This is a genomic window from Nocardia sp. NPDC055029, from assembly GCF_053608525.1.
On sequence record NZ_JBSGVQ010000022.1, the window covers coordinates 65,993 to 92,237 of the forward strand.

Here is a 26,245-nt window from a genome sequence, read left to right on the forward strand (position 1 = left end):
CGCGACTTCTGCCGGTCGTGGGGTGCGCGGGACTTGCGCGGCCGGGCCGACGGTTGCAGCCGTCGGCCCGGGCCGGGCGTTCCCGGCGAGTTACCCATGTTCACGCGAAATCAGTGCGCAGGGCCTTCTTGTCGATTTTGCCGACGGCGGTGATCGGGAGCGAATCCGCTTGCCGGACAACGTCGGGCAGCTTGTAGGTGGCGAGGCCGCGCTCGGTGAGGAAGGTCTTGATCTCGCCGAGGCTCGGCAGCTCACCGGTGACAACCAGGACGACACAGGCCTTTTCGCCGAGCGAGGCGTCCGGCAGGCCGACCGCCGCCGCGTGCCGCACGGCGGGGTGCGCGAGCAGGTGCTCCTCGAGTTCGTCGCAGGAGATGTTCTCGCCGCCGCGGTTGATCACGTCCTTGATCCGGCCGCTGACCACCAGGTGCCCGGTGGGCAGCTGCCGCACCAGGTCGCCGCTGCGGTAGTAGCCGTCGGGGGTGAAGGCGCGCGCATTGTGTTCGGGCGCACGGTAATACCCGCGCAGCGTGTAGGGGCCGCGGGTGAGCAGTTCGCCCTCCTCGCCGGGCGCGACATCGTCGCCCTCGGCGTCGACGACACGGAGCTCGTCGGCGGGGGAGAGCGGGCGGCCCTGCGTGGTGCAGACCAGCTCGTCGTCATCGTCGAGGCGGGTGTAGTTGAGCAGGCCCTCGGCCATGCCGAACACCTGCTGGAGGCGGCAGCGCAGTGCGGGTTCCACGTCGCGGGCGTTGACCTCGGCCAGGCGCGCGCCGCCGACCTGGAGCAGGCGCAGCGAGCTCAGGTCGGCGTCCTCCCATTCCACCGCGGCGCTCCACAATTGGGCCAGCGGCGGGACGACGGCGGTGACGGTCACCCCGTGCTTCTCGATCGCGGCGAACGCGGCCTCGGGGCTCGGGTCCAGGGTGAAGGCGATCGCGCCGCCGGTGGCGACGGTGCCGAGGATGCCGGGGCACGCCAGCGGGAAGTTGTGGGCGGCGGGCAGTGTCGCGAGGTAGACGTCGTCGGGGGTGAGCTCGCAGACCTGGGCGCTGGCGGTGGCGTTGTAGGCGTAGTCGTCGTGGGTGCGGGCGATCAGCTTCGGCAGGCCGGTGGTCCCGCCGGAGACCAGCATCAGCGCGATCTCGGACGGATCGATCTCGGGCAGCGAATCGCCGTCGCGGGCAATCGAATCCAGTGCGGTGAACTCACCCGGCTCGCCCGCGACGAGGACGTGGCGCAGGGACGGAACCGCCTGCCGCACCGTGGTGGCGAGCTCGCGGTAGTCGAAATCGCCGAGGGTGTCGGGGATCAGGTAGGCCACGGCGCCGGAGAGCGCGGCGAGGTGCTCGATCTCGGCGCGGCGATGCGCGGGCAGGGTGAGCACCGGGATGATGCCTGCCCGCAGCAGGCCGAACAGGGCGGTGGCGAACTCGGGGATGTTCGGCAGCTGGACGATCACCCGGTCGCCGGGGTTGATGCCGAGGGCGAGCAGGCCGTGCGCCATCCGGTCGGCGGCCGCGTCGAGTTCGGTGTAGGTCTGGGTGCCACCGTCGGTGCGGACTGCCGGACGCTGCGGCTGGGCGCGCGCGGAGTCGCGGAGCAGGTCGCCGAGTGTGCGTCCGGCCCAGTAGCCGTCGGCCCGGTACCGCTGTGCCACGGCCTCGGGAAAGGGGACGTAGCCCTCGCGGTGGTCTGCTTCGGCCGATGTCGACGTCACGTTCTGCCTCGCTGCTCTGGCGGCTCACGCCGCGTGTTTCTCGCACCCGGCCTCGGCCCTCCCGCTGGTCGATCCGGCATAGCCGCGGGTGGGGAGACCGGTAGCTCGGTGCCCGCGTCGCAGGCTAACCTTGCATAGGTTAGGCAACCCTATCTCAATGAAGTAGGCTGCCGCCGGGCAGTACCGAAATCCGTCCGGCCCCGGACGGCGAGCAAGGAGTGAACCGGCAGATGGATACAGCACCCGAAGGCGTCGTGATCGACCGCGCCGAGATCCGCGCCGCGATCGCCCGCCACCTCGACCTCGCCCCCTCGGACGTCGCCGACGCCACCGACCTCATCCAGCTCGGCCTCGACTCGATCCGCACCATGAAGCTCGCGGGCGGCTGGCGCAAGCGCGGCATCGCGGTGAACTTCGCCCTGCTCGCCGCCCACCCCACCGTCGACGCCTGGTTCGCCCTGCTCAACGGCGCCGACCCCGACGACCTCGCGGTGAGCGGCACCGAAGCCTCGAGCGCGACGGCTGCGGGCGCCGTGGCATCGGCGACCGACTCGGCCGTCGATGTCACGGCCCGCGACGTCGACGCAGTGGTGCCATCCGCTGCCGATGACGAGGTCTCCGCGCCGGGTGCCCTGACCGCCGACAGGCAGCCGGTGGACGCCGACTTCGATTCGGCGGCAAGCGACTCGGTGATCGTGCCCGATGACGGGACCCCGTTCGCCCTGGCCCCCATGCAGCACGCGTACTGGATCGGCCGGTCCGACGCCCAGGAGCTCGGCGGTGTCGCGGCGCACCTCTATGTCGAATTCGACGGTGCCGGTGTCGATCCCGAACGGCTCGAGCACGCGGTGGAGCAGCTGCTCGTCCGGCATCCCATGCTGCGCACCCGGTTCCTGCCCGACGGCACCCAGCAGACCCTCGACCGGCCTGGCCGCGCCGTGTACAGCGTGACCGATCTGCGCGAGGCGTCCCCTGAGGACGCCGAGCAGCGGCTCGAGGAGCTGCGGACCGCGCGCACCCATCAGCGGATGGCGGTGCAGGACGGTCAGGTGATCGATATCGCGCTGACCCAGCTGGCCGACGGCCGCACCCGCCTGCACCTCGATGTCGACATGCTCGCCGCCGACGCCATGAGCTACCGCATCCTCATCACCGACCTGGCCCGGCTCTACCACGGCGAACAGCTGCCGCCGCAGGACTACACCTTCCGCCAGTACCTGGCCGAGCAACCCGCGGGCACCGGCGACGAGCACGCCCGCGACCGCGCCTGGTGGCAGGAACGCCTGCCCGAGCTGCCCGGTTCGCCGGAACTGCCGCAGGCCCAGCAGATCTCGGACCCCAGCCGCACGATCCGCCTGCACCGCTGGCTCTCCCCGCAGGCCAAGGCGCGGGTGTTCGACGCCGCGCACGCCCGCGGCATCACCCCGGCGATGGCGCTGGCCTCGGTATTCGCCGAGACCATCGGCGGCTGGTCGGCGCAGCGCCGTTTCCTGCTCAACCTGCCGCTGTTCCACCGCGAGCCGGTGCACCCGCAGGTCGACGGCGTCGTCGGCGACTTCACCTCCTCTGTGCTGCTCGAGGTCGACGTCACCGAACCCGCCACCGTCGCCGACCGCGCCCGCGCCCTCCAGCAACGCCTGCACGAAGCGGGCGCGCACTCGGCCTACTCCGGCCTCGAGGTCCTGCGTGACCTCGGCCGTCACCGCGGCGAACCGGTACTCGCCCCCATCGTCTACACCAGCGCCCTCAACCTGGGCGAACTGTTCGCCGACACCGTCACCGACACCTTCGGCGACCCGGTCTGGATCATCTCCCAGGGCCCGCAGGTCCTCCTCGACGCCCAGATCACCGAGGTCCGCGGCGGCCTCCTGCTCAACTGGGACATCCGCGAATCCGCCTTCCCCGCGGGCATGGTCGAGGTGATGTTCGCCCGGTACATCGAGGCGATCGAGCGACTGGGCGGCCAGAGCTCCGCGCTCGCCGATCCGCTGGGTGGCGCCGAGTCCGGTCCCGCCGCCGTGGTCGGCGGTGCGGGGTGGCAGGCCGAGGCCGGTGTGCGCATCCCGGTGGAGCAGGCGGCGACCCGGGCTCGGGTCAACGCGACTTCCGGCCCGGTCAGCGGCGGTCTGCTGCACACCGGATTCTTCGCGAACGCGGCCACGAATCCCGCGGCGCCCGCGGTGCTCTGGGAACCCGCCGGGCAGCTGACCTACGGTGAGCTCGCCGCCGATGCGCTGGCCGTCGCCGGTGCGCTGCGGGAAGTCGGTGTGGCGCCGGGTGATTCGGTGGCCGTGCAGCTGCCCAAGGGTCCTGACCAGGTTGTCGCGGTCCTCGGCGTGCTCGCGGCGGGTGCGGTCTACGTGCCGATCGGCTTCGATCAGCCAGCCGCCCGGCGCGCGGAGATCCTGCGCACCGCGGACGCGGTCGCGGTGCTCACCGTCGGTGGCGCGCAGATTCCCGAGGCAAGGGCGATCGACCTGGCCGAGGCGCGCACCCACGCGGAACCGTTGGCGCGCCCCGTCTTCGGTGATCCGGAGAACATCGCCTACGTGCTGTTCACCTCAGGCTCCACCGGCAAGCCTAAGGGCGTCGAGGTGCCGCACTGCGCCGCGATGAACACCATCGACGACCTGAACGAGCGCTTCGGTCTCGGCGCCGATGACCGCGCGCTGGCCCTCTCGGCCCTGGAGTTCGACCTCTCCGTCTACGACATCTTCGGCCTGCTCGCCGCGGGTGGCGCGGTGGTCGCCGTGGACGACGCCCAGCGCGGCGACCCGGCCCGCTGGGTGGAACTCATCCGCCGCCACCGGGTTTCGATGCTGAACTGCGTCCCCAGCCTGCTCGACATGCTGCTGACCGCCGCGGCGGGCGAGCGGCTGCCGTCGCTGCGCACGGTGATCCTCGGCGGCGACTGGGTCGACGTCGCCCTGCCCGCCCGGCTGGCCGCCCTCGCCCCGGAGTGCCGGTTCGCCGGTCTCGGCGGCGCGACCGAGACCGCCATCCACTCCACCATCTGCGAGGTCGTCGGCGCCGAGGTCCCCGCCGAGTGGAGCGCGGTGCCCTACGGCACCCCGCTGCGCAATGTGCAGTGCCGCGTCGTCGGGCCCGCGGGCACCGACTGCCCCGACTGGGTCACCGGTGAGCTGTGGATCGGCGGTGACGGCGTTGCCGCCGGATACCGCGCCGATCCGGAGCGCACCGCCGACCGGTTCGTTACCCACGAGGGCCTGCGCTGGTACCGCACCGGCGACCTGGCCCGCTACCTGCCCGACGGCGGCCTGGAATTCCTCGGCCGCGCCGATCACCAGGTCAAGATCCGGGGCTACCGGGTCGAACTCGGCGAGGTGGAGAGTGCCCTGCGCGCGGTGCCAGGCATCCGGCACGCGGTGGCCGCCGTGGTCGGCTCGGCCGCGCCGAAGCTGGTCGCCGCGATCGTCGCCACCCCGGACGCCACCCTCGACATCGAGGCCGTGCTCGCCGCCGCCGCCGAGCTGGTGCCCGCCTACATGGTCCCGACCCGGCTCGAACTGCTCGCCGAGCTCCCGCTGACCTCGAACGCCAAGCCGGACCGCAAGGCCGTCCGCGCGGTGCTCGACAAGAGCGAGACGGCAACGGAATTCGTCGCGCCGCGGACCGACCTCGAGCGCGCGCTCGCCGCGGTGGTCGGCGAGGTCCTCTCGACCGAGCGGATCGGCGTCACCGACGACTTCTTCGCCCTCGGCGGCGACTCGGTGCTGGCCACCACGGCGGTGGCCCGCATCCGCGAATGGCTCGACGCGCCCGACACCGTGGTCGCCGACCTGTTCACCGCCCGCAGCATCGCCGGCCTGGCCGCGCGCATGCTGGAGCGGGAGGCCGAGTCGGGCGCCACGGGCAGGCTCGAGGCGGTCGCCGCGATGTACCTCGAGGTCGCCGCGATGACCGACGAGGAGATCCTCGCGCAGTCCTGACAGCCGCCGAGCCGGTGCGGACCACGCACCGGCTCTTGCCGATTCGCGATTTTCGCAGGTCGCAGTAGACTTTCGCCAGTGAGTAAGTGGACTACCGCGAACCTGCCCGACCAGACCGGCCGCACCATCGTCGTCACCGGAGCCAACAGTGGGTTAGGCGCCGCCACCGCGCGTGCGCTGTCCGCCGCGGGCGCCCGGGTGATCCTGGCCTGTCGAGATACGGGCAAGGCGGAGCGGGTCGCGGCGAGCATGCCGGGTGCGACCGAGGTCCGTGAGCTCGACCTGGCGAACCTGAACTCGGTCCGCGCCTTCACCGACTCGATCGAGCGCGTCGACGTGCTGATCAACAACGCGGGCGTGATGGCGCTGCCGCTGCGCCGCACCGCCGACGGCTTCGAAATGCAGTTCGGCACCAACCATCTCGGCCACTTCGCGCTCACCAACCTGCTGCTCGACCGGATCACCGATCGCGTGGTCACCGTCTCCAGCGGCGCGCACCGCATCGGCCGGATCGACCTGGACGACCCCAACTGGGAGCGCCGCCGCTACGACCGCTGGCTCGCCTACGGCCAGTCCAAGCTGGCCAACCTGATGTTCGCCTACGAGCTGCAGCACAGGCTGGCCGGTGAGGGCTCGGCGGTGGTCTCGGTGGCCGCGCACCCCGGCTACGCCGCGACCGAACTCATGTCGCACACCGAGTCGATCCAGGACGCGGTGATGTGGCTGGGCAACCGCACGCTGGCCCAGAGCGCCGAGCAGGGCGCGCTGCCGACCCTGTTCGCGGCTACCGCCGATGTCGTGCCCGGCGCGTTCTACGGCCCCGACGGCCTGCTCGGCCTGCGCGGATACCCGGCCCGCTGTGGCAGCACCGGCGCGTCGAAGGACCGCGCGGTCGCCTCCGAGCTGTGGGAACTCTCCGAGAAGCTCTGCGGCCTGATCTGAGAGGTAGTGACGGGCATCACCTTCGATGCTGTCACACCGCGGGTGGCTCCCTCGTCGTCTCTGTAGAACCCCACAGAACGACGAAGGAGCCATCATGGAACCGCGCTTCGACCTCTACGCCAACCGTGTCGCGACCAGCTTCACCAAGCGGCTGACCATGGCGAGCAAGGTGATCGACGACTCGACGCTGGACAAGGCCACCTATGAGCTGGTGAAGCTGCGGGCCTCGCAGATCAACGGCTGTAGCTACTGCACCGACATGCACTTCAAGGACGCGGTCCACGCGGGCGAGTCCGCGACGCGGCTGAACCTGGTCGCCGCCTGGCACGAGGCCACCGTCTTCACCGACGCCGAGCGGGCCGCCCTCGCGCTGACCGAGGAGGCGACCCGCGTCGCCGACGGTGGCCACGTCTCCGACGACACCTGGGAGCGGGTGCGCAAGCACTTCGACGACGATCAGACCGCCGCGCTGATCGCCGCCATCGCGATGATCAACGCCTGGAACCGGATGAACGCCATCGCCCGCACCCCGGCCGGCGACTACGAGCCGGGTCAGTGGGGCTGAGCCCAGACCGGTGCCACCGCCCGGCTCAGCCGTCGATCGGCGACTACGAGCCGGGACAGTGGGGCTGAGCGGCCGACCCTGCCGCCCGGCTCAGGCGACTACGTGCGCTGGGCGAATCGGTGCCCGTGTTCGGCCGCCCACTGCGCGAAGGTGCGCGCCGGGCGGCCGAGCACCTGCTCCACCGTCGGGTCGACCGTGTACGACTCCGGGCTGGACTCGGCGTACCAGCCGATCACATAGTCCGCGTCGGCCTGGGACACGCCGGTCGCCATGAGCCGGTCGACGGCCTGCTGATGGGTGATCCTGGCGAACTCGACAGGCCTGCCCGCCGCCTCGGCCAGGATCGCGATCCGCTCGTGCGGGGTGATCGCCGCTGGTCCGGTCAGGTTGTAGGCGCGGCCGTGGTGGCCGTCCTCCAGCAGCGCCACGGCCGCGACCGCGCCGATGTCGGCCTCGTGGACCACCGCGCTCGGGTGGTCGTAGGGCTCGCGCACCACGCCGTCGGTCAGGATCGGCTCGAGCCAGGTGAGCGTGTTCGACATGAACTCCTGCGGCTCCAGCCGCGTCCACTCCACCCCGGACTCGGCGATCGCCTCCTCGACCGGACCGACCCCGCCGCCCCAGACGACGGTGATGCGGCGCACGCCCGCCTCGACGGCCCGGCCGATCAGCTCCGGCCCGAGCCCGGCGGTCACCGTCACATGCAGTCGGTCGACACCATGCCAGGCATCGTCGAGCGTCGACGGCACGTTGTGGGTCCCGGTGACCAGCTCCACCTCCGGACCGAGCAAGGTGCGTGCGGCGGCGGCATCGCGCGTGACCGCCCTGACCTTCTCGCCGCGGCCGACGAGTTCGCGTACCACCTGGCGTCCGGTGTTTCCGGTAGCGCCCGTAACCAGCGTTGTCACAGTCGATTTCCTTTCGTCGACTACCGACGCTAAAAGCTCGAGCAAGGTAGAGGTCAAGGGTTCGGGGCCTGCGGTTTCGCCGACGCGGCGGTGTGATGGTCCACACTCCGGGCAACCTAGCCCTGACTGGCGACGTTTCACCGGTGGTACAGTCCACGGCATGCAGCGCGCATATTTCTGGTTTAGCGAGCCGGCCCTGGGTGGGCCGGTCTGCGACCCTGCGCGCTGACCTCCTCCACCCCCGAGCCGGACACTGACCGGCTCGACGGGTTCGCGAAAGTCCGTGGGTCGGCCTCGAAGATAGGAAACCCACACATGACAACCGCAGCCGATATCGACTCGCGGCATTCCGATCTGGATGACCAGCGCACCCTCAGCGTGAGCCCCCTGCGCTCGCCCGCCGAGGTCCGCACGGTCCACCCCATCACCGACGAGCTCGCCGACACCGTCCGCGCGGGCCGCAAAGCCACCGTCGACGTGCTCAACGGCGACGACGACCGCCTCATGGTGATCGTCGGCCCGTGCTCGGTGCACGACCCGGCCGCCGCGCTGGACTACGCCCGCAAGCTGGCCGCCAAGGCCGAGGAGCTGAGCGACCGGCTGCACGTGGTGATGCGCGTGTACTTCGAGAAGCCGCGCACGACGCTGGGCTGGAAGGGTCTGATCAACGATCCGCACCTGGACGGTTCGTTCGACGTCAACACCGGCCTCGGTATCGGCCGCAAGGTGCTCGTAGACATCACCGCGCTCGGCCTGCCGGTCGCGTGTGAGTTCCTGGATCCGATCACCCCGCAGTACATCGCCGACCTGGTCTCCTACGGCGCGATCGGCGCCCGCACCGCGGCCAGCCAGGTGCACCGGCAGCTCTCGAGCGCGCTGTCCATGCCGGTCGGCATCAAGAACGGCACCGACGGTGACGTGCAGGTCGCCGTCGACGGTGTGCGTGCCGCCGCGGCCAGCCACGTCTTCCCCGGCACCGACCTCGACGGCCGCTCCGCGCTGATCCGCACCACCGGCAACCCCGACTGCCACGTCATCCTGCGCGGCGGCAGCAACGGCACCAACTACGACGCCGCCTCGGTCGCCGAGGCCAAGCTGCGGCTGGAGAAGTCCTCGCTGGCCCAGCGCGTGGTGGTCGACGCCAGCCACGGCAACAGCAACAAGGACCACAACCGCCAGGTCGACGTCGTCACCGATATCGCCGACCGGCTCGCCGCCGGTGAGCAGGGCGTGGTCGGCGTGATGCTGGAGTCGTTCCTCGTCGCCGGTCGCCAGGACCTGACCCTCGGCAAGGCCGACGAGCTCACCTACGGCCAGTCCATCACCGACGCGTGCATCGACTGGAACGTCACCGCCGCCCAGCTCGACCGGCTCGCCGCCGCCGTCGGATCCCGCCGCGGCGCCTGACCCGACCACGAAGGACGCTCCCGGCGACGGGGGCGTCCTTCGGTCGTCTCAGAACATTCCGTTCGGGATCTGGTCGGCCTCGGGTACCGGCTGGACGACATCCCAGTGCTCCACGATCTGTCCGTCCACGAACCGCCAGATGTCGACGACGGCGCTGCTGGTCGGCGCGCCGGGCGGGGTCATGGCGTAGTGCACGACCACCAAATCGCCTTCGGCGACGACCCGGTGCAGGTCCAGCTGCGCGCCGGCGACCGGTGCTTTCGCGATGTAGTCGATGAATGCGTCTCGCCCGCTGGGGTTTCCGGGGCTGTGCTCGACGAAGTCCGCGTGCACCAGGGTGCGGAGCACGTCGAGATCGCCTGCCGCGAAGCGCCGGAAGCCGTCGATGACGAGTTGTTTGTTGGTGTCCATGACGTTGAGGGTCGCCGACACGATGCGGCGCGTCGATTACCCGCCTGGTAATGGCGGCGGTGTCGGGTGGGGCGCAGACTCGGGGCATGACGCACGATCGTCCGGTGGGGGAGCTGCTGCGCGAATGGCGTGTGCGCAGACGGTTGAGTCAGCTCGATCTGGCCATCCAGGCGGAGGTATCGGCGCGGCACGTCAGCTTCGTCGAGACGGGGCGCACGATTCCCAGCAGCGCGATGGTGCTGCATTTGGCCGACACTCTCGATGTGCCGCTGCGCGAACGTAATCGGTTGCTGGTCGCCGCCGGGCACGCGCCGGTCTTCCGCGAGCAACCGCTGGACGAGCCCGATCTGGTGCGGGCACGGGAGACCGTGCAGCAGGTGCTGCTCGCGCACGAGCCGTTTCCCGCGCTCGCGGTGGACAGGCGTTGGAATCTCGTGCTGGCCAACAGTGCCGTCGAGGTGTTCCTGGAAGGCGCTGCCGCGGAACTGTTGCGGCCGCCTGTCAACATGATGCGGCTGGGTCTGCGTCCGGACGGGCTCGCGCCGCGGCTGCGCAACCTGGAGCAGGTGCGGTCGTTCCTGCTCTCCCGCCTTGCCCATCAGGCCGCGCGCGGCGGAGATCCGCAATTGCACGCTCTATACGAGGAATTGGCGGCGTTCGGACCCGAGCACGAGCCGGGGCCACCCGACCCGGCGGAGGTCGCCTTGCGCATCCGGTTGGCGTATCGCGGAACCGAGCTGAGCTTCGTCAACACGGTCACCACCTTCGGCGCGGCGTTCGATATCGCGCTCGACGAGATCGCCGTCGAGGTCTACCTTCCCGCCGACCTGGAAACCCGCCGATACTTCCGCACCCGCGCCGCCGACTACTGATTCTGGACAGCCAGGCGCCCGGCGAGCGCGAGGAACGAGGCGCCGAAGATCCGTCGCATCCAGGTGACCACGGGCGGGCGGGACAGGATGTGGCCGCGCACCGCGGCCGCCGCCGCGCCGTAGACGGCGAACACCACGAAGGTGGCGAGCATAAAGACGGCGCTCAGTTCGAGCATGCGTGGCAGGGCATTCGGGGCGCCGTTCGGCACGAACTGAGGCAGGAACGCGAAGAAGAAGATCGTCAGCTTCGGGTTGAGGATATTGAACAGGATCGCCGAGGTGATCACTGTGCGCGCCGAGGGCGCCGGGCCTGCCTGTTCATCGGGAATCGCCAGAGCGCCCTTGTCGCGAAAGGTGTTCCACGCCATGTACAGCAGATAGGCGACACCGAGATACTTCAGCGTCTGGAAGGCGACGGCGCTGGTGTTCAACAGCGCGGCCAGGCCGGTGACGGCCGCGATCACGTGCGGGACGATGCCGAGGGTGCAGCCGAAGGCGGCGATCACACTGGCACGGACGCCGCGGGACAGACCGGCGGCGAGAGTGAACAGGACCCCGGTGCCCGGTGTGGCGACGATGACGAGCGTGGTCAGGACGAACTCGGTGTTCATCTCCCGCAGCTTAACCAGGACTCGGTGTAGGGGGAACAGATGTTCATCGGTTACTCGGTCGAGCCAGGATTTCGGTGTCGACACCACGGGTGGGTGCTGTCCTTGTAGTTGCGGGTCGGCAGACTGGTGGGTGATGAAGCTGCCTGAACTGCCTGATCTGCCGGTGCGGCCCGCGCTGGGCGAGATCGTCGAGACGCTGACCGATCGCGGGGTCGCGGTGCTGGTCGCTCCGCCGGGAACAGGTAAGACGACGCTGGTTCCGTTGGCCTTGGCTGCCGAGACCGAGGGGCGGGTCGTCGTGGCCGAGCCGCGGCGTTTGGCGGCGCGGGCGGCGGCGGCGCGGATGGCGGCGTTGCTTGGGGAGAAGGTGGGGGAGGCCGTCGGGTATGCCGTGCGCGGGGATCGGAAGGTCGGGCCGAGGACGCGGGTCGAGGTGGTGACCTCGGGGTTGCTGGTGCGGCGGTTGCAGAGTGATCCGGAACTTGCCGGGGTCGGCACCGTGGTCCTCGACGAGTGCCATGAGCGGCACCTGGACGCCGACCTGCTGCTGGCGCTGCTGCTCGACGCCAGGTCGGGGCTACGGCCGGACCTGCGGGTGCTCGCCACCTCGGCGACAGTGGCGGCGGATCGGCTCGCGGTGCTGCTCGGCGCGGGGGACGGGTCTGTCGCGTCGTCCGCGTCCGGCTCCGGTGGGAACGCCCCACCATCGCCGGGGGCGGTGCGCGCGCCGGTCATCGAAGTACACGGGCGGGCCTATCCGGTCGACGTCGACTACGTGCCTGCGCTGCCACGGGAGCGGATCGAAGCGCAGGTCGCGCGGGCTGTCCGCAGCGCGCTGACCGCCACCGCCGGGGACGTGCTGGTCTTTCTACCCGGGGTCGGCGAGATCAACCGGACGGCGGGTCTGCTGCGCGATCTCGGCGAGGTCGACGTGGTACCGCTGCACGGCAGGCTGGGCAGCTCGGTCCAGGACACCGCCTTGCGGCCGGGTGCTCGGCGTCGCGTCGTGTTGTCAACGGCGGTAGCCGAATCCAGCCTCACCGTGCCCGGTGTCCGCGCGGTCGTCGACTCCGGTCTGTCGCGGGTGCCCCGCATCGACCACCGTCGAGGCCTCTCCGGCCTCGCGACCGTCCGTGTTTCGGCCGCGGTCGCCGAACAGCGCGCAGGCCGCGCAGGCCGTGAAGCTCCTGGCTACGCGTGGCGCTGCTGGCCCGAATACGAGCACCAAACCCTGCCCGCCTACCCCGAACCCGAGATCCGCACCGCCGAACTCACCCGCCTCGCCTTGGAATTGGCCTGCTGGGGAACCCCCGACGGCACCGGCCTCGCCTGGTGGGACGCTCCACCCGAAGGCGGCTTGGCCGCTGGCCGCACCGTCCTGCGCGCCCTCGGCGCCCTCGACAATACCGACCGCATCACCCAACGCGGCCGCGCCATGTCCGCCCTCGGCCTGCATCCCCGCCTCGCCCGCGCCCTCCTCGACGGCGCCGCCCACGTCGGTGCGCGCGCCGCCGCCGAAATGGTGGTCCTCATGGACGACGACTCCCTGGCCCCGGGCGTCGACGCGGCCGCCGCACTCCGCGCCCTGCGCGCCGAACGCCCAACCCGCTGGACGAAGGAAGTTCAGCGCCTGACCACACTGGTCGCCGCGACCGACCTGCCCGCCGACGGCCCCGCGGCAGGCAAGTCCGCACCAGACAGGACCGGCCGATCCGGCGAGGTATCGACCGGTACGCGCGACGTCGTCAGGCCCGGATCCGCATCGGCTGTCGATAAGCCCGGCGGCGCGATGTCCGGATCGTCATCAGTCGCCGCGCGTGGCGATGCGAGGCCTGAATCGGCGTCGGCTGCGGATGTCGCCGCGCTCATGATCGCTCTGGCGCATCCGGAGCGGCTGGCTAAGCGGCGGGCGAGCGGGTCTTCGTATCTCATGGCTGGGGGTACGGCGGTGACTGTGCCGCCGGGTTCCGGTCTCGGGGCGGAATGGCTCGCGGTGGCGGTGGCCGATCGAGATCCGGGGCGGTCCGAGGGGCGAATTCGGTTGGCGGCCATCGCTGATGAGGATCTCGCCAGGGAGGCCGCACCCGGGTTGGTGACGCGGGCCGAGGAGGTGCGGTGGGAGTCGGGTGACGTGGTTGCCCGGCGGGTGGAGCGGCTCGGGGCCATCGTTCTGTCGGAAAAGGCGCTGCGCGAACCGGATACGTGGTTGGTGGAGAAGGCGGTGCGCGAGGGTCTGCGGTCCGAGGGGCTCGAGCTCCTGCGCTGGACTGACGACGCCCGCAACTTACGGCAGCGTCTCGACTTCCTGCACCGCGCACTCGGCGCCCCATGGCCCGCCGTCGACGACGACGCGCTCCTCGCCGACCTCGACCACTGGCTCGGCACCGAACTCGCCACCGCCCGCCGCCGATCCGACCTCGCCCGCATCGACGCGGGCACCGCCCTGCGCCGCCTGCTCCCATGGCCGGAGGCCGCCCGGCTCGACGACCTCGCCCCCGAACGCCTGGAAGTCCCCTCCGGCAGCCACATCCGCCTCGACTACAGCGCCGAACCGCCGGTCCTGGCCGTGAAGGTCCAGGAGATCTTCGGCTGGACCGACCCACCGACCCTCGCCGACGGTCGCTCCCCGATCCTGCTGCACCTGCTCTCCCCGGCCCAGCGCCCCGTCGCCGTCACCGCCGACCTCCCCAGCTTCTGGAAGAACGGCTGGCCCCAGGTCCGCGCCGACCTGCGCGGCCGCTACCCGAAACACGCCTGGCCAGAGGACCCGACGACGATCACGGCCCACCGCGGCACCGCCCGTCGCGCGTCCACCCGCCCGAACTGAGCAGCCGGCCGATTGATCACCAGGCTTTCACGCGAACATCGTGGTCGGCCATCCGCGGCGACCAGTCTCCCGACGCGTGCACTCGAACCCGCCGCCGCACGCCCGGGATGTCGCCGACGCGCTGGACGGAGGTAGCTCAGTGGGGTGCGATGTCGGCGGGCCAGGTGTCGGCGGGGCCGGGTGGGTCGGTGGACAGGCGGGCCGCGTGCCATTCGTCGACGCGGGCGCCGCGCTGGATGCCGCCGAGGCGGGCGGTGCCTTCGTAGTGGAAGCCGTTGCGGCGGACGGTGGCGGCCGAGGGGTGGTTGCCGACCATGGCGCGCCAGGTGATGCGGGCCAGGGCCAGGCCGTCGGGGGCGAAGGCGAAGCCGCAGACCAGGGCGATGGCGCGTGACATCAGGCCGTGGCCACGGTGGCCGGGGGTGAGCCAGAAGCCGATCTCGCAGACGCCGGGGCTGCGGGCGTGCAGGCCGATCATGCCTTCGACCTGCCCGTCCTCGGCGGTGCGGATCGCCCAGACGGGCGCGTTGCCCGCCCAGCCGGGTGCGACGACCAGGTCGAGGAATTGCTCGGCGTCCGAGCGGCTGTACGGGACGGGAATCGTCGTCCAGCGGCCCACCTCGGGGTCCTGGCAGCACTCGGTGATGCGGTCGATGTCGGCGCCGGCCGGGCGGGTGAGCCAGACCGTGCCGTCGGTGAGCGTGTGCTCGTACATCGTGTCATCCTGACAGGTCGACGCCCGGTTTCTCAGCAGGTTTTCCGGTCCGTAGGATCATCGACGATGGTTTCCCCGCTTCTCGCCGACCTGTTCGAATCGCATCGAGCGCACCTGCTTTCGGTCGCCTACCGGCTCACCGGTAGCGTCGGCGACGCCGAGGACGCGGTGCAGGAGAGCTGGCTGCGGATGGCCGGGGTGCACCAGTCCGAGATCGACGATCTGCGTGCCTGGCTGACGACGGTGGTCAGCCGGATCTGCCTCGATCATCTGCGCAGTGCGGTGGTGCGCCGGGAAACCTATGTGGGGCAGTGGCTTCCGGAGCCGATCGTCACCACGCCGTCGCGCACCCCTGATCCGCTGGATGTGGTGGTCCGCAATCAGGACAGCCGGATGGCGGCGATGGTGGTGCTCGACGCGCTGACACCACAGCAGCGTGTTGCGCTGGTCCTGCACGACAGCCTCGATGTGCCGTTCGACGAGATCGCCGAGATCCTGGGTGTCTCCGTTGATGCCGCACGGCAATTGGCCGTGCGGGCGCGTAAGGCGGCGGCGAAGGCGCCGGAACCGGTCACCGACGAGGTGCACGATCAGGCGGTGCACAAGTTTCTCGCCGCCTTGGCGACCGGCGACGTGGTGGCGGTGGCGGCCACCCTGCATCCGGACGCGACCTTCGTCGCCGATGCGGGCGGAACGACCAAGACCGCACTGAATGTGGTTGCGGGAGCGGAGAAGATCGCGCGCCTGGCGCTGGGCCTGTGGCGCAAGCACCTGGAAGAACCGGGGCTGGACATGGGATTCGCCGCGGTGAACGGGCAATCGGGCCTCGTGCTCACCGATCCGAACTCGCCGTTCGGGCGGCCGGTGCGCGTCCTCGGATTCTCGGTACGCGACGGAAAAGTCTGGGCTGCTTACGATTTCGCCAATGTGATGAAGCTGTCGGGCGCGCGGCTGCGCTGACCCCTCGCATCGGACCGGACCCGCGCGATCCGGTCCGATGCCGCGAGTGTCTACGGGTAGGTCGACCCCCACTGGTGGTCGCCGGTCGACGAACCGAGGTTGTGGTCGCCGGTCGAGGAACCCATGTTGTTGTCCGGGGTCGCCGAGCCGGTGAAGTAGTCCACGATCGGGCTGCCCAGCAGATGGTCGTGGATGAATCGCAGAGCGGAACCGGCAACCTCCGACGCAGCCGGTCCGGCGATGAAATCGAGCAGAGGTGAGGCCATAAGGAGCCCCTTTCGATATACCACCACGCAGTGGTGTGTGAGGTAGAACACGGCGAGGCTAGCTCAGCCTGGGTGATCGCACAATAGCGCAGGTCAACCCGCCAAAACGTTTGTGAAACATGCGTGTTCGCTATCGGTCGGCAACGTAGTCGAAAAGTGGGATACGCTGCGGAGATGTCGTCTGCGCCGCCCACTGTCTCCCGTTTGCGCCCGTTCGGATCGACCATCTTCGCCGAGATGACCGAACTGGCCGTCCGCCACGACGCGGTGAATCTGGGTCAGGGATTCCCGGATACCGACGGGCCCGCTGGCATGCTCGAGGTCGCCAGGGCCGCCATCGCCGACGGGCTCAACCAGTACCCGCCCGGCCGCGGCATGCCGGTGCTGCGCCAGGCGATCGCCGACGACCGCGCCCGCCGCTACGGCACCGCCTACGACCCGGCCACCGAGGTGCTGGTCACCGTCGGCGCCACCGAGGGAATCAGCGCCGCCCTGCTCGGGCTGGTCGAGCCGGACCAGGAAGTGGTGCTCATCGAGCCGTACTACGACTCCTACGCCGCCGCGGTCGCGCTGGCCGGTGCCCGGCGCCGGACCGCGCGCCTGGTCCCCGACGGCGACCGTTTCGTGCTCGACCTGGATAGTCTGCGCGCCGCGATCACCCCGAAAACCCGCATGCTGGTGATCAATTCACCGCACAACCCGACCGGCTCGGTGCTCGATCGCGCCGATCTCACCGCCATCGCCGAGCTGGCCGGCGAACACGATCTGCTGGTGCTGGCCGACGAGGTGTACGAGCATCTCGTCTACGACGGCGCCGAGCACATCAGCATCTCCACCCTGCCCGGCATGCGCGAGCGGACCATCGTGGTGTCCAGCGCGGCGAAGACCTTCAATGTCACCGGCTGGAAGATCGGCTGGGTGTGCGCGCCCGCGCCGCTGCTCGACGGCGTGCTCGCGGCCAAACAGTTCCTCACCTTCGTCGGTGGCGGGCCGTTCCAGCCGGCGGTCGCGCACGCGATCAACGCCGAACTCGATTGGGTGCGCGCCATGCGTGACGGACTGTCCGACAAGCGGCTGCGCCTCTCGGCCGCGCTGCGCGACACCGGTTTCGGCGTCGCCGCCAGCTCCGGCGGGTACTTCGTCTGCGCCGACATCCGCCCGCTCGGCGCGCGGGACGGGCTGGCGTTCTGCCGCGAACTGCCCGCGCGTCTCGGTGTCGTCGCGGTGCCGGTGAGTGTGTTCACCGACCACCCCGGCGAATGGAAACACCTGGTGCGCTTCACCTTCAGCAAGCGCGACGAGACCATCGACGAGGGAGTGCGGCGCCTGCGCGCGGGTATGCCGGTGCGCTGACGCCCTTGGCTCAGTCGCGAGCGTGGCGGGCCAGCGGCGCGTGCCATTGGTAATGGCGGGCCAGCAGCCGGAACCCGATGGCACCGGCGGCGGCGAGCAACCCTGTCCACGCCCGGTACAGGTCGAAATGCAGCAGGGTGGCGGTGGTGGCCGCGCCGAACAGGGCGGGAATGGCGTAGAGGTCCTGGTCGGGGCGCAGCACGCGCGGCACCTCGCCGCTGAGCACGTCGCGCAGGACGCCGCCGCCGATCGCCGTCGTCATGCCGAGCAGCGCGGCGGTGGGCGCGCCGAGACCCGCCGAGTCGGCGATCACGGTTCCGGTGACGCAGAACAGGCCGAGCCCGATCGCGTCGGCGATTTCCAGCGGGCCCTTGGTGAGCCGGGGCGACGGCGCGATGAAGTACAGGACGAAGGCCGTCAGCAGGGAAGCGGACAGGTAGGTGAGGTCGGTGAACGCGGCGGGTGGCGTGCGCCCGATCAGCAGGTCGCGCACGATGCCGCCGCCGAGCGCGGTCGCGGTGGCGAGTACCGCGATGCCGAACAGATCGAGCCGCTTGCGGGCGGCGACCAGCGCGCCGGACGCGGCGAACGAGATCACCCCGAGCAGCTCGCCGCCCCGATGCACCATGGTCACCGCCGAATCCAGTTCCGTCACCGACGGCCCGGTCGCGACCACCGCCACCAGCAACCCAACACTCACCGCTCACTCCTTCTCGCCAGGACCACCCAGCAGCGTGACACGCAGGAGTTCACCGCCGACCACCCGGCCTCACCGTGTCGCCCCCTGGCGTGTGAGCGGAAGCACTTCACGTCGCGACGCCGGGTCTCACGGTGGCGCGGCCCGGCGGCAGCGGGTGTCCTCGTCGAACACTCGCCCGCCGCGGTGGGGGCTGAGTTCAGGCAGGGGCGGGCCGCGCCTTGTCGGTGGCGAGCAGCACCGCGATGGTGCCGAGCGCGGTCCCCATCAGGTACCGCTGGGTCCGCAGCCAGAGCGGCCGCGCGGTGAGGAAGGCGGCCAGTCCGGCCGCGCCGAGCACGATCAGCGCGTCGACGGTAAGCGCGACCGTGATCTGCACCGCGCCGAGCGACAGGCTTTGCAGCCACAGCGTCCCGCGCTCCGGATCGACGAACTGCGGGATCAGCGCCATGTACATGATCGCGATCTTCGGATTGAGCAGATTGGTGAGGAATCCCATGGTGAACAGCCGTCGCGCCGGATCAATCGGCAGGTCGGCCGGCGCGAACACCGACAACCCGCCCGGCCGCACCGCCTGCCAGGCCAGCCACAGCAGATAGCAGGCGCCGGCCAGCTTGATCGCCACATACAGCCCGGGAACCACCGCGAACACCGCCGTGATCCCCGCCGCGGCGGCCAGCAGATACACCCCGAACCCCGCCGCGACCCCGGCCAGCGAGATCATTCCCGCTTGCCGTCCTTGCGAAACCGTCCGTGATACGAGATACATCATGTTCGGCCCTGGCGTCAGCACCATGCCGAGCGCCGCCGCCGCAACCCCGATTACCGCCGTTGTCTGAAGCACTCGTCGAGTCTGACCTGGTCAGCTAGGCCTTGTCGCGGTCCAGTCGACACCCGCTGGACCCCGGCTATCGCGCGGGCGGCCGAATCGGCCCAGGTCGTGTCGGTCCCGATCCGTACAATCGACAAAGGCTGCCGAAGCGCCCATCGCGTCGGTACCCACTGGAGAAACATCCCGGCCGAACGCACCCCGCACAGGGCTGACGAGCCCGTTCGGGGCTGCCCCTCGCCCCAGCAGTCGAAGCGCGTGCGCAGCAGGCGCCCGTCTCGAGTGCTGAGTCGAGGGTCGCGAGGCCCAGAACCCGCGGCTCCGGCCGCCGAGGAGCACTGTGACCGACGGCCCATTGATCGTGCAGAGCGACAAGACCCTGCTGCTCGAGGTCGAGCACGAGCTGGCAGGCAACGCGCGGCAGGCCATCGCGCCGTTCGCGGAGCTGGAGCGTGCGCCCGAGCATGTGCACACCTACCGGATCACGCCGCTGGCGCTGTGGAATGCCCGCGCGGCCGGCCACGATGCCGAGCAGGTCGTCGACGCGCTGGTGAACTTCTCGCGGTACGCGGTGCCACAGCCGCTGCTGGTCGACATCGTCGACACGATGGGCCGCTACGGCAGGTTGCAGCTGGTCAAGCATCCGGCGCACGGTTTGTGCCTGGTGAGCCTGGATCGCGCGGTGCTCGAGGAAGTGCTGCGGCACAAGAAGATCGCGCCGATGCTCGGTGCGCGCATCGACGACGACACGGTGATCGTGCATCCGTCCGAGCGCGGCCACATCAAGCAGATGCTGTTGAAGATCGGCTGGCCCGCCGAGGACCTGGCCGGCTACGTCGACGGCGAGGCGCACGACATCGGCCTGGACTACACCGACGCCAAGTGGCACCTGCGCGACTACCAGGAGATGGCCGCCGACTCGTTCTGGGCCGGTGGCTCGGGCGTGGTGGTGCTGCCGTGTGGCGCGGGCAAGACGATGGTCGGCGCTGCCGCCATGGCCAAGGCCAAGGCGACCACGTTGATCCTGGTCACCAATACCGTCGCGGGCAGGCAGTGGCGCCGCGAACTGCTGGCGCGCACCACGCTGACCGAGGACGAGATCGGCGAGTACTCCGGTGAGCGCAAGGAGATCCGCCCGGTCACGATCGCCACGTACCAGGTGATCACCCGCAAGACCAAGGGCGAGTACAAGCACCTGGAGCTGTTCGACAGCCGCGACTGGGGCCTGGTGATCTACGACGAGGTGCACCTGCTGCCCGCGCCGGTCTTCCGGATGACCGCGGACCTGCAGTCGCGCCGCAGGCTCGGCCTGACGGCGACGCTGGTGCGTGAGGACGGCCGCGAGGGCGATGTGTTCTCGCTGATCGGCCCGAAACGCTACGACGCGCCGTGGAAGGACATCGAGGCGCAGGGCTGGATCGCGCCCGCCGACTGCATCGAGGTGCGGGTGACGCTCACCGACGCCGAGCGGATGGCGTACGCGACCGCGGAGCCGGAGGAGCGCTACAAGCTGTGCTCCACCGCGCGCACCAAGATCCCGGTGGTCGAGTCGATCCTGGCCAGGCACAAGGACGCGCCGACGCTGGTGATCGGCGCGTACCTGGATCAGCTCGAGGAACTCGGCATCGATCTGAACGCGCCGGTGATCACGGGCGCGACCAAGAACAAGGAACGCGAGGCGCTGTTCGACGCGTTCCGGTCCGGCGAGGTGCCGGTGCTGGTGGTGAGCAAGGTGGCGAACTTCTCCATCGATCTACCGGAAGCGTCTGTGGCGGTGCAGGTGTCGGGCACCTTCGGTTCGCGGCAGGAGGAGGCGCAGCGCCTCGGTAGGCTGTTGCGGCCGAAACAGGATGGGGGACAGGCGCATTTCTATTCCGTGGTCGCCCGCGACACCCTCGACGCCGAGTACGCCGCGCATCGGCAGCGGTTCCTCGCCGAGCAGGGGTACGCCTACCGCATCACCGATGCCGACGATCTGCTCGGACCGCCGATCGGTGACGGCGCGTAGCGCTGATCGGCAGGTCGGATCGCGGTACCGTGCGGTGAAGTCCCCGGCAGATAAGTGGAGGAAACTCCTCCGCAACTTGTGCTAGGAAGGAACCGTGCGCCGCTTCGAATTCGTGGTCGACCGTGAGCACGCTCATGCGGTCAACGAGACGTTCACCGGGTTACGCAGGCTGCGCGTGGTCGCGCTGCTGGTGGCCGGGCTCGCCGTCGCGGCCACGGCCGCGCTGTTGTGGAGCGGGCAGGCGTGGGGGTACCTGCTCGCGGTGGTGTGTGTCCTCGTCGCGGCGATCGCGCTGTGGGTCGCGCTGTGGACTCCGCACCGCTCCAGTATCGAAAAGCTGTACCAGGACGGTGCTTTGGTGCCCGCCGTGGTCACCGAGACCGAGGCGTCCGGCATCGTGCTGCTCGCCCTCGTCGACGTCGCCGAGCCAACGGCGGCCACGCGCAGCTGGGCGCTGATCACCCGCAAGGTGCGCACGCTGCCCGGCCACGCGCCCGAGCCCGGCGAGCGGGTGCCCGCCGTCGCGGTCCGTACCGACAGCGCGCCGCGGCAGGTGGGCGAACGCTGGCAGCTGGTCACCGCCATGCCGATCGCGTGGGGTACCCGCGACAGCGCGGTGATCGAGCGGGCACGTGGCGAGATCACCGAGGTCGAATGGCAGTTGCTCACCGCGAACCTGGCGCTGGCCGCGCGGGTACGGCGCACGGCGACCAAACGCCTGCTGCTCGACCCGCAGCAGCTGCCCGGCGACCTGGGCTAGGAGTCTCGCCGCGGGGCTGGGACGATGGGGTTTGTCCGCGGGGCTCGATCCGGCGAAAGGTACCTGTCCAGATGCGATGGTCGGCCTCCCTCTGCGCGATCCTGGCGATACTGACGCTCGGTATCCGCCCGGTCGGCGCGGACCAGGGGCTGATCGGGGCGCCGGGGTTGGGTGACCCCTACTACCCGTTGGACGGCAACGGCGGCTACGACGTCGACCACTACGAGCTGACGCTCGACTACGACCCGCCCACCTCCTTCCTGCGCGGCACCGCGCGCATCGATGCCGGCGCGACCCAGCCGCTGGCCCAGTTCAACCTCGACTACCGCGGCCCCGAGGTGCTGATGGTGACGGTGAACGGGCAGCCCGCGGGATTCACCCGCGACGGCGATCGCGAACTGGTCGTCACCCCGCTGCTCCCGCTGCCGCCCGGCCTGCCGATGCGGATCATCGTCGACTACGCCGGTCAGCCCGCCGAAACCGCGGGCGAGGGCTGGACCTACGCGCCGAGCGGCGGCGCGTTCGCCGTCGGCCAGCCGCACAGCGCGAGCACCTGGTATCCGCTCAACGACACACCGCTGGACAAGGCGACGTTCACCCTGCACGCCACCGTGCCCGCCGACTGGGAGGTGATGTCGACGGGCGATCGCACCGTGCACGAGGTGCGCGACGGCAGGCTCGTCACCACCTGGGAGACCAGGTCGCCCGTCCTCGGGTATCTGACCACGGTCGCGGTCGACCACTTCACCTTCCTCGAACAGCGGCGGGCGAACGGCACCCCGGTGCTGAGCGCCTTCGCGCCGGAGTCCGAGGCCAACCGCGAGGACGAACAGCGCCTGCCCGAAATCCTCGACTTCCTCGAAAACCTGTACGGTCCCTACCCGTTCGACGTCGCGGGCGGGATCTACGTCGACGCCGCGATCCCGTTCGCGCTGGAGACCCAGACCCGGCCCACCTATGCGCCGTGGGCCGACCTGGACACCGTGGTGCACGAGCTGGCCCACCAGTGGTGGGGCGACACCATGTCGGTGAAGCAGTGGTCCGACATCTGCCTCAACGAATGCTTCGCCAGCTACACCGCCGAGTACCTCTGGATCGAGCGGGTCGAGCAGGCCGACGTCGACACCAAATACCGCGAGACGATCGCGAAATTCCGTGACGACCCCGAGTTCTGGGAGATCGCGCTCGCGAATCCGGGCGTCGGCAACGAGTTCACCTCGGTCTACTACCGCGGGCCGCTGTTCCTGCACGCGCTGCGCAAACTGCTCGGCGAGGACGTGTTCTTCACGGCCATCCGCGATTTCGTGGACGAGCACCGCGACGGCCACGCCTCGATGCCGGAATTCCGGGAGTTCCTGCAGAGCCGGACTTCGATGCCGCTCGGTGAATTCCTGAGCGAGTGGCTGGATTCGACGTCGCCGCCGCGGGAGGCATTCCTGTACCCGGGCACGCTGGGCCTCTGAATCGCCGCGGCGGGGTCGATCAGAATGTGATCCAGCTCGGCGGGCTTTACCTGAAGTGCACTCGAGCTCCTAGCCTTGGTTGTACTGCGTCAAACCGAGGCTAGGAGAAGCGATGACGATCGATGCGGCAGTGCGGGTGCTGGAGCGGTATGAAGGGGCGTTCAACTCCAACGACGCCGACGGCATGAACGCATTGTTCTGGGAGGACAGCACTTTCGTGAACTTCAGTGGCAGTGTGGCCGCCGGCCGGGACGAACTGCTGACCAAACAGCGTTTCGTCTTCGGCGCGAACGGGCCACTGCACGACGTGAATGTGCACTACCACCTCGAGAAGACTATCGAGTTGGCACCGACATTCGTGCAGGTCGTTGCGCGGCAACGCACACGAGGTAGCGACGATTCGGCGCCGGACCCGATGCACGGTGTGATCATCTTGACTCTCGAGCAGCGGGCGAGCGAATGGCGTATCCGCACGGGGCAGAACACCCCGGTGAGTATCGGGTAGCGGGTGGCGCGCCGGGGACGGTCAGGCGCACAAGGCGCGGGTGGCTGGAACGACGTCACCGATCCAGCGGCGAAGCTGGGTATCGTCGGCGGATTCCGGCCAGTACACGAAGGTGTCGAAGCCGGTTTCCGTGGCGAGATCGGCCAGTACGCGAGCCCAGCCCGCGGCGTCGGTGCGAATCGGTTCCTCGCCGCGCAAGGTGACCGGTCCCGGAGTGTCGGTGATCGTTCCGACGAGTTGCGCCATCCGGGTGATGTCGGCCGGTTTGCGTCCCGCGTCGATCGCGGCGGCGGAGATGATGTCCTGTGTCGCTTGCCATTTCTCGTACGGTAGGTAGTGCGGGATGGGCGCGGCCCACCCGTCGGCGATACGTCCGGTGAGGGCGTTGGCCTTCGGGCCGACGCTGCCGAACCAGATCCCGACCGGATGCGCTGGCGCGGGTCCGGACTGCACGTCGTGCACGGTGTAGTGCGTGCCTTCGACTGTCGCCTTCGTCCCCGGATGCCACATGGCGCGGATGATCGCGGTAGCTTCCTCGAGCGCCTGCAGCGCTTCGGGATTGGACCGCACCGGTCCGCCCATGGCGCCGATCGCGGGCCAGAACGCGCCGGCTCCCACCGCGAGTTCGAATCGCCCGCCGCTGAGCAGATCCAACGTCGCGGCCTGCTTTCCGAGCATCGCGGGCCCGCGCAGCGGCAGGCTGGCGACATCCGGAAACACGCGCAGCCGTTCGGTTTCCGCCAGTACCGTGGCGATCACCGCGAACGTATCGGCCAGCCCGCCCGAGTACGGATGATCCTGGATGCCGAGCAGATCCAGGCCTTCCCGGTCCGCCACCACGGCCATCGCGCGTAGCTGCGGCAGCTCGGTCGCTGTCGGCGCCAACTGAATACCGAATCGTAGGTCCACACCGCGATCATGCCAGCCCCGTCAGCGCGCCTTCAGCCAGTCCGCGACTGTAGCGATGACCTCGGGGTCGACGTGGTCGGGCGGTTGACTATTCCTCTTCCATGCGGGCGCGGGCGCGGACGGCCGATCGCTGCAATCGTTCGAATTGACTGCGTGCGGAGGTCAATTCGCCGCGTGCCCGATGCTCGGCGGTGCGGGCGAAATGGCGCTGCTGCTCGGCGTGCTCGAGTTCGGTGCGCAACTCGTCGATGCGAGTCTCGATCTCTTCCAGCTCTGTTTTGGCCTGTGTGGCGGCGGTTTCCGCTTCATCCCGCGCTGAACGGGCTGTCTCGAGCGCGGATTCGGCGTCGTCGAGTTCCTGCTTCGCCTCGGCGCGACGTGCCGCCTCGACGTCCTCCGGTGACTTGCCGGAACGGCGGGTGCTCGCGCGCTTCGCGGGCGCTGCGGCCTTGCCCCCGGTGATCGCGACCAGCCCGGCAGGGCCGAAACCGTCGTAGGTGACCGTGGCGGGCAGGACGCCGGCGCGGACCTGATCGGCGACGTCGGGATCGGCCAGCGCGGCGGTGAGGGTCTGGCCGACCTCGCGCAGCACCTGTTCGCTCGCCGGCCGGTCGTGCTCGGCGGCCAGCTCGCCCGCCCGCTTGGTCATCGCGTTGACCACCTGCTGGCGCTGCGCGCCGAGCGCGCGCAGTTTGTCGCCGGAGAGCTGGCGCTGCGCCGAACGCAAGGCGTCACCGAGGTCGAGCAGGGCCGCGATCTCCTTCGGCGCGTGCCGGGCCAGCAGGTTGACCGTCCACGCCGCGACCGTGGGTTTGCGCAGCGCGGTGACGGCCTTGGCCAGGTCGCGATCGCCCTCGGCGCGCGCCTGGGCGGCCCGCTCGGTGCGGGTCGCCACGAAGTCGCCGGGGTCGAGGCCGTACAGCTCGCCTGCGACATCGTCGATGGTCATCTTTGCGATGGTAGCCAGGTTCGACGCGGCCGAGCGCGGACGACACCGGCTTGGGTATCGTCACCGGCGGCCATGTATGCCTGAACCGTTCGGTGAGTGAGGTTTTCAGTGATTTTCCCAGGAAAGCGACTGCTGGCGCGGATCGTGTTCGCCCCCGTGGCGACGGTCGCACTGGTCGGGGCGGTCGTCGCCTGTTCGTCGGACAGCGACTCGTCCGCGGGTGCGGCCACCAAGGGCGCCTGTGTCGAGGTCACCGACAACGCGGCCGACGCGATGAAGGCGACCGTCGGTGACTGCTCGGCGGCGACGTCGAACTACCGGATCGTTCAGGTCGGCACGGCCCCGCTGACCTGCGCCGTCTCCGACGCCACCTTCAACGGCACCGTCGGCGACACCAAGACCGCGCTCTGCCTGGCCCCCAACTTCGCCCAGGGCAGCTGCTACGCCGACGCGGGCAAGCGCCCCGCCGAGGCCGTCGCCTGTACCGCGCCCGAGGCGACGTTCAAGGTCGTCAAGCGGATCGACGGGGTTGCCGACGAACTCGAGTGCGGCACCGACGCGACCCAGTTCCGCACGGTCGCCGACCCCAAGACGACGTTCTGCATGGCCAAGCCGTAA

General features: G+C 70.1%; 23 protein-coding genes. 13 read left to right on the plus strand and 10 right to left on the minus strand.

What is annotated here, in order from left to right:
* Positions 1 to 100: 100 nt before the first annotated feature.
* Positions 101 to 1,720, minus strand: coding sequence for a (2,3-dihydroxybenzoyl)adenylate synthase (locus ACWF9G_RS19835; protein WP_452516949.1), 1,620 nt, complete (start codon positions 1,718 to 1,720; stop codon positions 101 to 103).
* A gap of 230 nt (positions 1,721 to 1,950) precedes the next feature.
* Here ACWF9G_RS19835 and ACWF9G_RS19840 point away from each other — a divergent pair, with 230 nt between their 5' ends.
* From ACWF9G_RS19840 to ACWF9G_RS19850, 3 genes are all read left to right on the plus strand, one after another.
* Positions 1,951 to 5,670 carry a non-ribosomal peptide synthetase gene (locus ACWF9G_RS19840; protein WP_452516950.1) on the plus strand — a complete coding sequence of 1,240 codons (3,720 nt, stop codon included), beginning with the start codon at positions 1,951 to 1,953 and terminating at the stop codon, positions 5,668 to 5,670.
* 78 nt (positions 5,671 to 5,748) lie between these two features.
* Positions 5,749 to 6,612, plus strand: coding sequence for an oxidoreductase (locus ACWF9G_RS19845; protein WP_452516951.1), 864 nt, complete (start codon positions 5,749 to 5,751; stop codon positions 6,610 to 6,612).
* A 94-nt stretch (positions 6,613 to 6,706) separates the two neighbouring features.
* Positions 6,707 to 7,177 (plus strand): carboxymuconolactone decarboxylase family protein, encoded by a 471-nt coding sequence (locus tag ACWF9G_RS19850; RefSeq protein ID WP_452516953.1) that lies wholly within the window; start codon positions 6,707 to 6,709, stop codon positions 7,175 to 7,177.
* Positions 7,178 to 7,275: 98 nt separating this feature from the next.
* On the opposite strand, the gene ACWF9G_RS19855 is transcribed toward ACWF9G_RS19850, so the two are convergent.
* Positions 7,276 to 8,085: an NmrA family NAD(P)-binding protein gene (locus ACWF9G_RS19855; protein ID WP_452516954.1), complete on the minus strand. Its 810-nt coding sequence runs from the start codon at positions 8,083 to 8,085 to the stop codon at positions 7,276 to 7,278.
* Positions 8,086 to 8,400: 315 nt separating this feature from the next.
* Here ACWF9G_RS19855 and ACWF9G_RS19860 point away from each other — a divergent pair, with 315 nt between their 5' ends.
* A complete protein-coding gene (locus ACWF9G_RS19860; RefSeq protein WP_452516956.1) occupies positions 8,401 to 9,492 on the plus strand; it encodes a 3-deoxy-7-phosphoheptulonate synthase in 1,092 nt (363 codons plus the stop codon).
* Positions 9,493 to 9,540: 48 nt separating this feature from the next.
* Here ACWF9G_RS19860 and ACWF9G_RS19865 read toward each other — a convergent pair whose 3' ends face one another.
* Entirely contained in the window at positions 9,541 to 9,903 is a 363-nt protein-coding gene (locus ACWF9G_RS19865) for a nuclear transport factor 2 family protein (protein WP_379307589.1), read from the minus strand.
* An 86-nt stretch (positions 9,904 to 9,989) separates the two neighbouring features.
* Between ACWF9G_RS19865 and ACWF9G_RS19870 the strand changes: the two genes are divergently transcribed.
* Positions 9,990 to 10,775: a helix-turn-helix domain-containing protein gene (locus tag ACWF9G_RS19870; protein WP_379307591.1), complete on the plus strand. Its 786-nt coding sequence runs from the start codon at positions 9,990 to 9,992 to the stop codon at positions 10,773 to 10,775.
* On the opposite strand, the gene ACWF9G_RS19875 is transcribed toward ACWF9G_RS19870, so the two are convergent.
* Positions 10,769 to 11,386: a LysE family translocator gene (locus ACWF9G_RS19875; RefSeq protein WP_379307593.1), complete on the minus strand. Its 618-nt coding sequence runs from the start codon at positions 11,384 to 11,386 to the stop codon at positions 10,769 to 10,771. The genes ACWF9G_RS19870 and ACWF9G_RS19875 overlap by 7 nt on opposite strands.
* 133 nt (positions 11,387 to 11,519) lie before the next feature.
* On the opposite strand from ACWF9G_RS19875, the gene ACWF9G_RS19880 reads away from it, so the two are divergent.
* A complete protein-coding gene (locus ACWF9G_RS19880; RefSeq protein WP_452516958.1) occupies positions 11,520 to 14,213 on the plus strand; it encodes an ATP-dependent RNA helicase in 2,694 nt (897 codons plus the stop codon).
* Positions 14,214 to 14,349: 136 nt separating this feature from the next.
* Here ACWF9G_RS19880 and ACWF9G_RS19885 read toward each other — a convergent pair whose 3' ends face one another.
* The gene (locus ACWF9G_RS19885; RefSeq protein WP_452516959.1) at positions 14,350 to 14,928 is read right to left on the minus strand and encodes a GNAT family N-acetyltransferase; all 579 of its coding nucleotides are present in this window, start codon (positions 14,926 to 14,928) and stop codon (positions 14,350 to 14,352) included.
* Between the two features lie 66 nt (positions 14,929 to 14,994).
* On the opposite strand from ACWF9G_RS19885, the gene sigJ reads away from it, so the two are divergent.
* Complete coding sequence (gene sigJ / locus ACWF9G_RS19890; RefSeq protein WP_379307601.1) at positions 14,995 to 15,888, plus strand: RNA polymerase sigma factor SigJ; 894 nt, start codon at positions 14,995 to 14,997, stop codon at positions 15,886 to 15,888.
* 50 nt (positions 15,889 to 15,938) lie between these two features.
* On the opposite strand, the gene ACWF9G_RS19895 is transcribed toward sigJ, so the two are convergent.
* Positions 15,939 to 16,154: a hypothetical protein gene (locus tag ACWF9G_RS19895; protein WP_379307603.1), complete on the minus strand. Its 216-nt coding sequence runs from the start codon at positions 16,152 to 16,154 to the stop codon at positions 15,939 to 15,941.
* Between the two features lie 174 nt (positions 16,155 to 16,328).
* Here ACWF9G_RS19895 and ACWF9G_RS19900 point away from each other — a divergent pair, with 174 nt between their 5' ends.
* Positions 16,329 to 17,507, plus strand: coding sequence for a pyridoxal phosphate-dependent aminotransferase (locus ACWF9G_RS19900; protein ID WP_452516961.1), 1,179 nt, complete (start codon positions 16,329 to 16,331; stop codon positions 17,505 to 17,507).
* A 10-nt stretch (positions 17,508 to 17,517) separates the two neighbouring features.
* Here ACWF9G_RS19900 and ACWF9G_RS19905 read toward each other — a convergent pair whose 3' ends face one another.
* Both ACWF9G_RS19905 and ACWF9G_RS19910 read right to left on the minus strand, forming a co-directional pair.
* Positions 17,518 to 18,135, minus strand: coding sequence for a trimeric intracellular cation channel family protein (locus tag ACWF9G_RS19905; RefSeq protein WP_379307654.1), 618 nt, complete (start codon positions 18,133 to 18,135; stop codon positions 17,518 to 17,520).
* Positions 18,136 to 18,403: 268 nt separating this feature from the next.
* Positions 18,404 to 19,000: a LysE family translocator gene (locus ACWF9G_RS19910; protein WP_452516995.1), complete on the minus strand. Its 597-nt coding sequence runs from the start codon at positions 18,998 to 19,000 to the stop codon at positions 18,404 to 18,406.
* A gap of 373 nt (positions 19,001 to 19,373) precedes the next feature.
* On the opposite strand from ACWF9G_RS19910, the gene ACWF9G_RS19915 reads away from it, so the two are divergent.
* The 4 genes from ACWF9G_RS19915 (at position 19,374) to ACWF9G_RS19930 (ending at position 23,769) form a co-directional block, all read left to right on the plus strand.
* The gene (locus ACWF9G_RS19915) at positions 19,374 to 21,041 is read left to right on the plus strand and encodes a DNA repair helicase XPB (RefSeq protein WP_379307607.1); all 1,668 of its coding nucleotides are present in this window, start codon (positions 19,374 to 19,376) and stop codon (positions 21,039 to 21,041) included.
* A 94-nt stretch (positions 21,042 to 21,135) separates the two neighbouring features.
* On the plus strand, positions 21,136 to 21,801 hold the full coding sequence (locus ACWF9G_RS19920) for a DUF3239 domain-containing protein (RefSeq protein WP_379307609.1): 666 nt from the start codon (positions 21,136 to 21,138) through the stop codon (positions 21,799 to 21,801).
* 71 nt (positions 21,802 to 21,872) lie between these two features.
* Positions 21,873 to 23,264: a M1 family metallopeptidase gene (locus tag ACWF9G_RS19925; RefSeq protein WP_452516964.1), complete on the plus strand. Its 1,392-nt coding sequence runs from the start codon at positions 21,873 to 21,875 to the stop codon at positions 23,262 to 23,264.
* Positions 23,265 to 23,376: 112 nt separating this feature from the next.
* On the plus strand, positions 23,377 to 23,769 hold the full coding sequence (locus tag ACWF9G_RS19930) for an SgcJ/EcaC family oxidoreductase (RefSeq protein WP_452516965.1): 393 nt from the start codon (positions 23,377 to 23,379) through the stop codon (positions 23,767 to 23,769).
* Between the two features lie 21 nt (positions 23,770 to 23,790).
* Here the strand turns inward: ACWF9G_RS19930 and ACWF9G_RS19935 are convergent, their stop codons facing one another.
* Together ACWF9G_RS19935 and ACWF9G_RS19940 are read right to left on the minus strand one after the other, a co-directional pair.
* Complete coding sequence (locus ACWF9G_RS19935) at positions 23,791 to 24,678, minus strand: LLM class flavin-dependent oxidoreductase (RefSeq protein ID WP_452516967.1); 888 nt, start codon at positions 24,676 to 24,678, stop codon at positions 23,791 to 23,793.
* Positions 24,679 to 24,766: 88 nt separating this feature from the next.
* Positions 24,767 to 25,627, minus strand: a complete 861-nt coding sequence (locus ACWF9G_RS19940) for a hypothetical protein (protein ID WP_452516968.1) — start codon at positions 25,625 to 25,627, stop codon at positions 24,767 to 24,769.
* A 108-nt stretch (positions 25,628 to 25,735) separates the two neighbouring features.
* Between ACWF9G_RS19940 and ACWF9G_RS19945 the strand changes: the two genes are divergently transcribed.
* Positions 25,736 to 26,245, plus strand: coding sequence for an LppU/SCO3897 family protein (locus ACWF9G_RS19945; protein WP_379307618.1), 510 nt, complete (start codon positions 25,736 to 25,738; stop codon positions 26,243 to 26,245).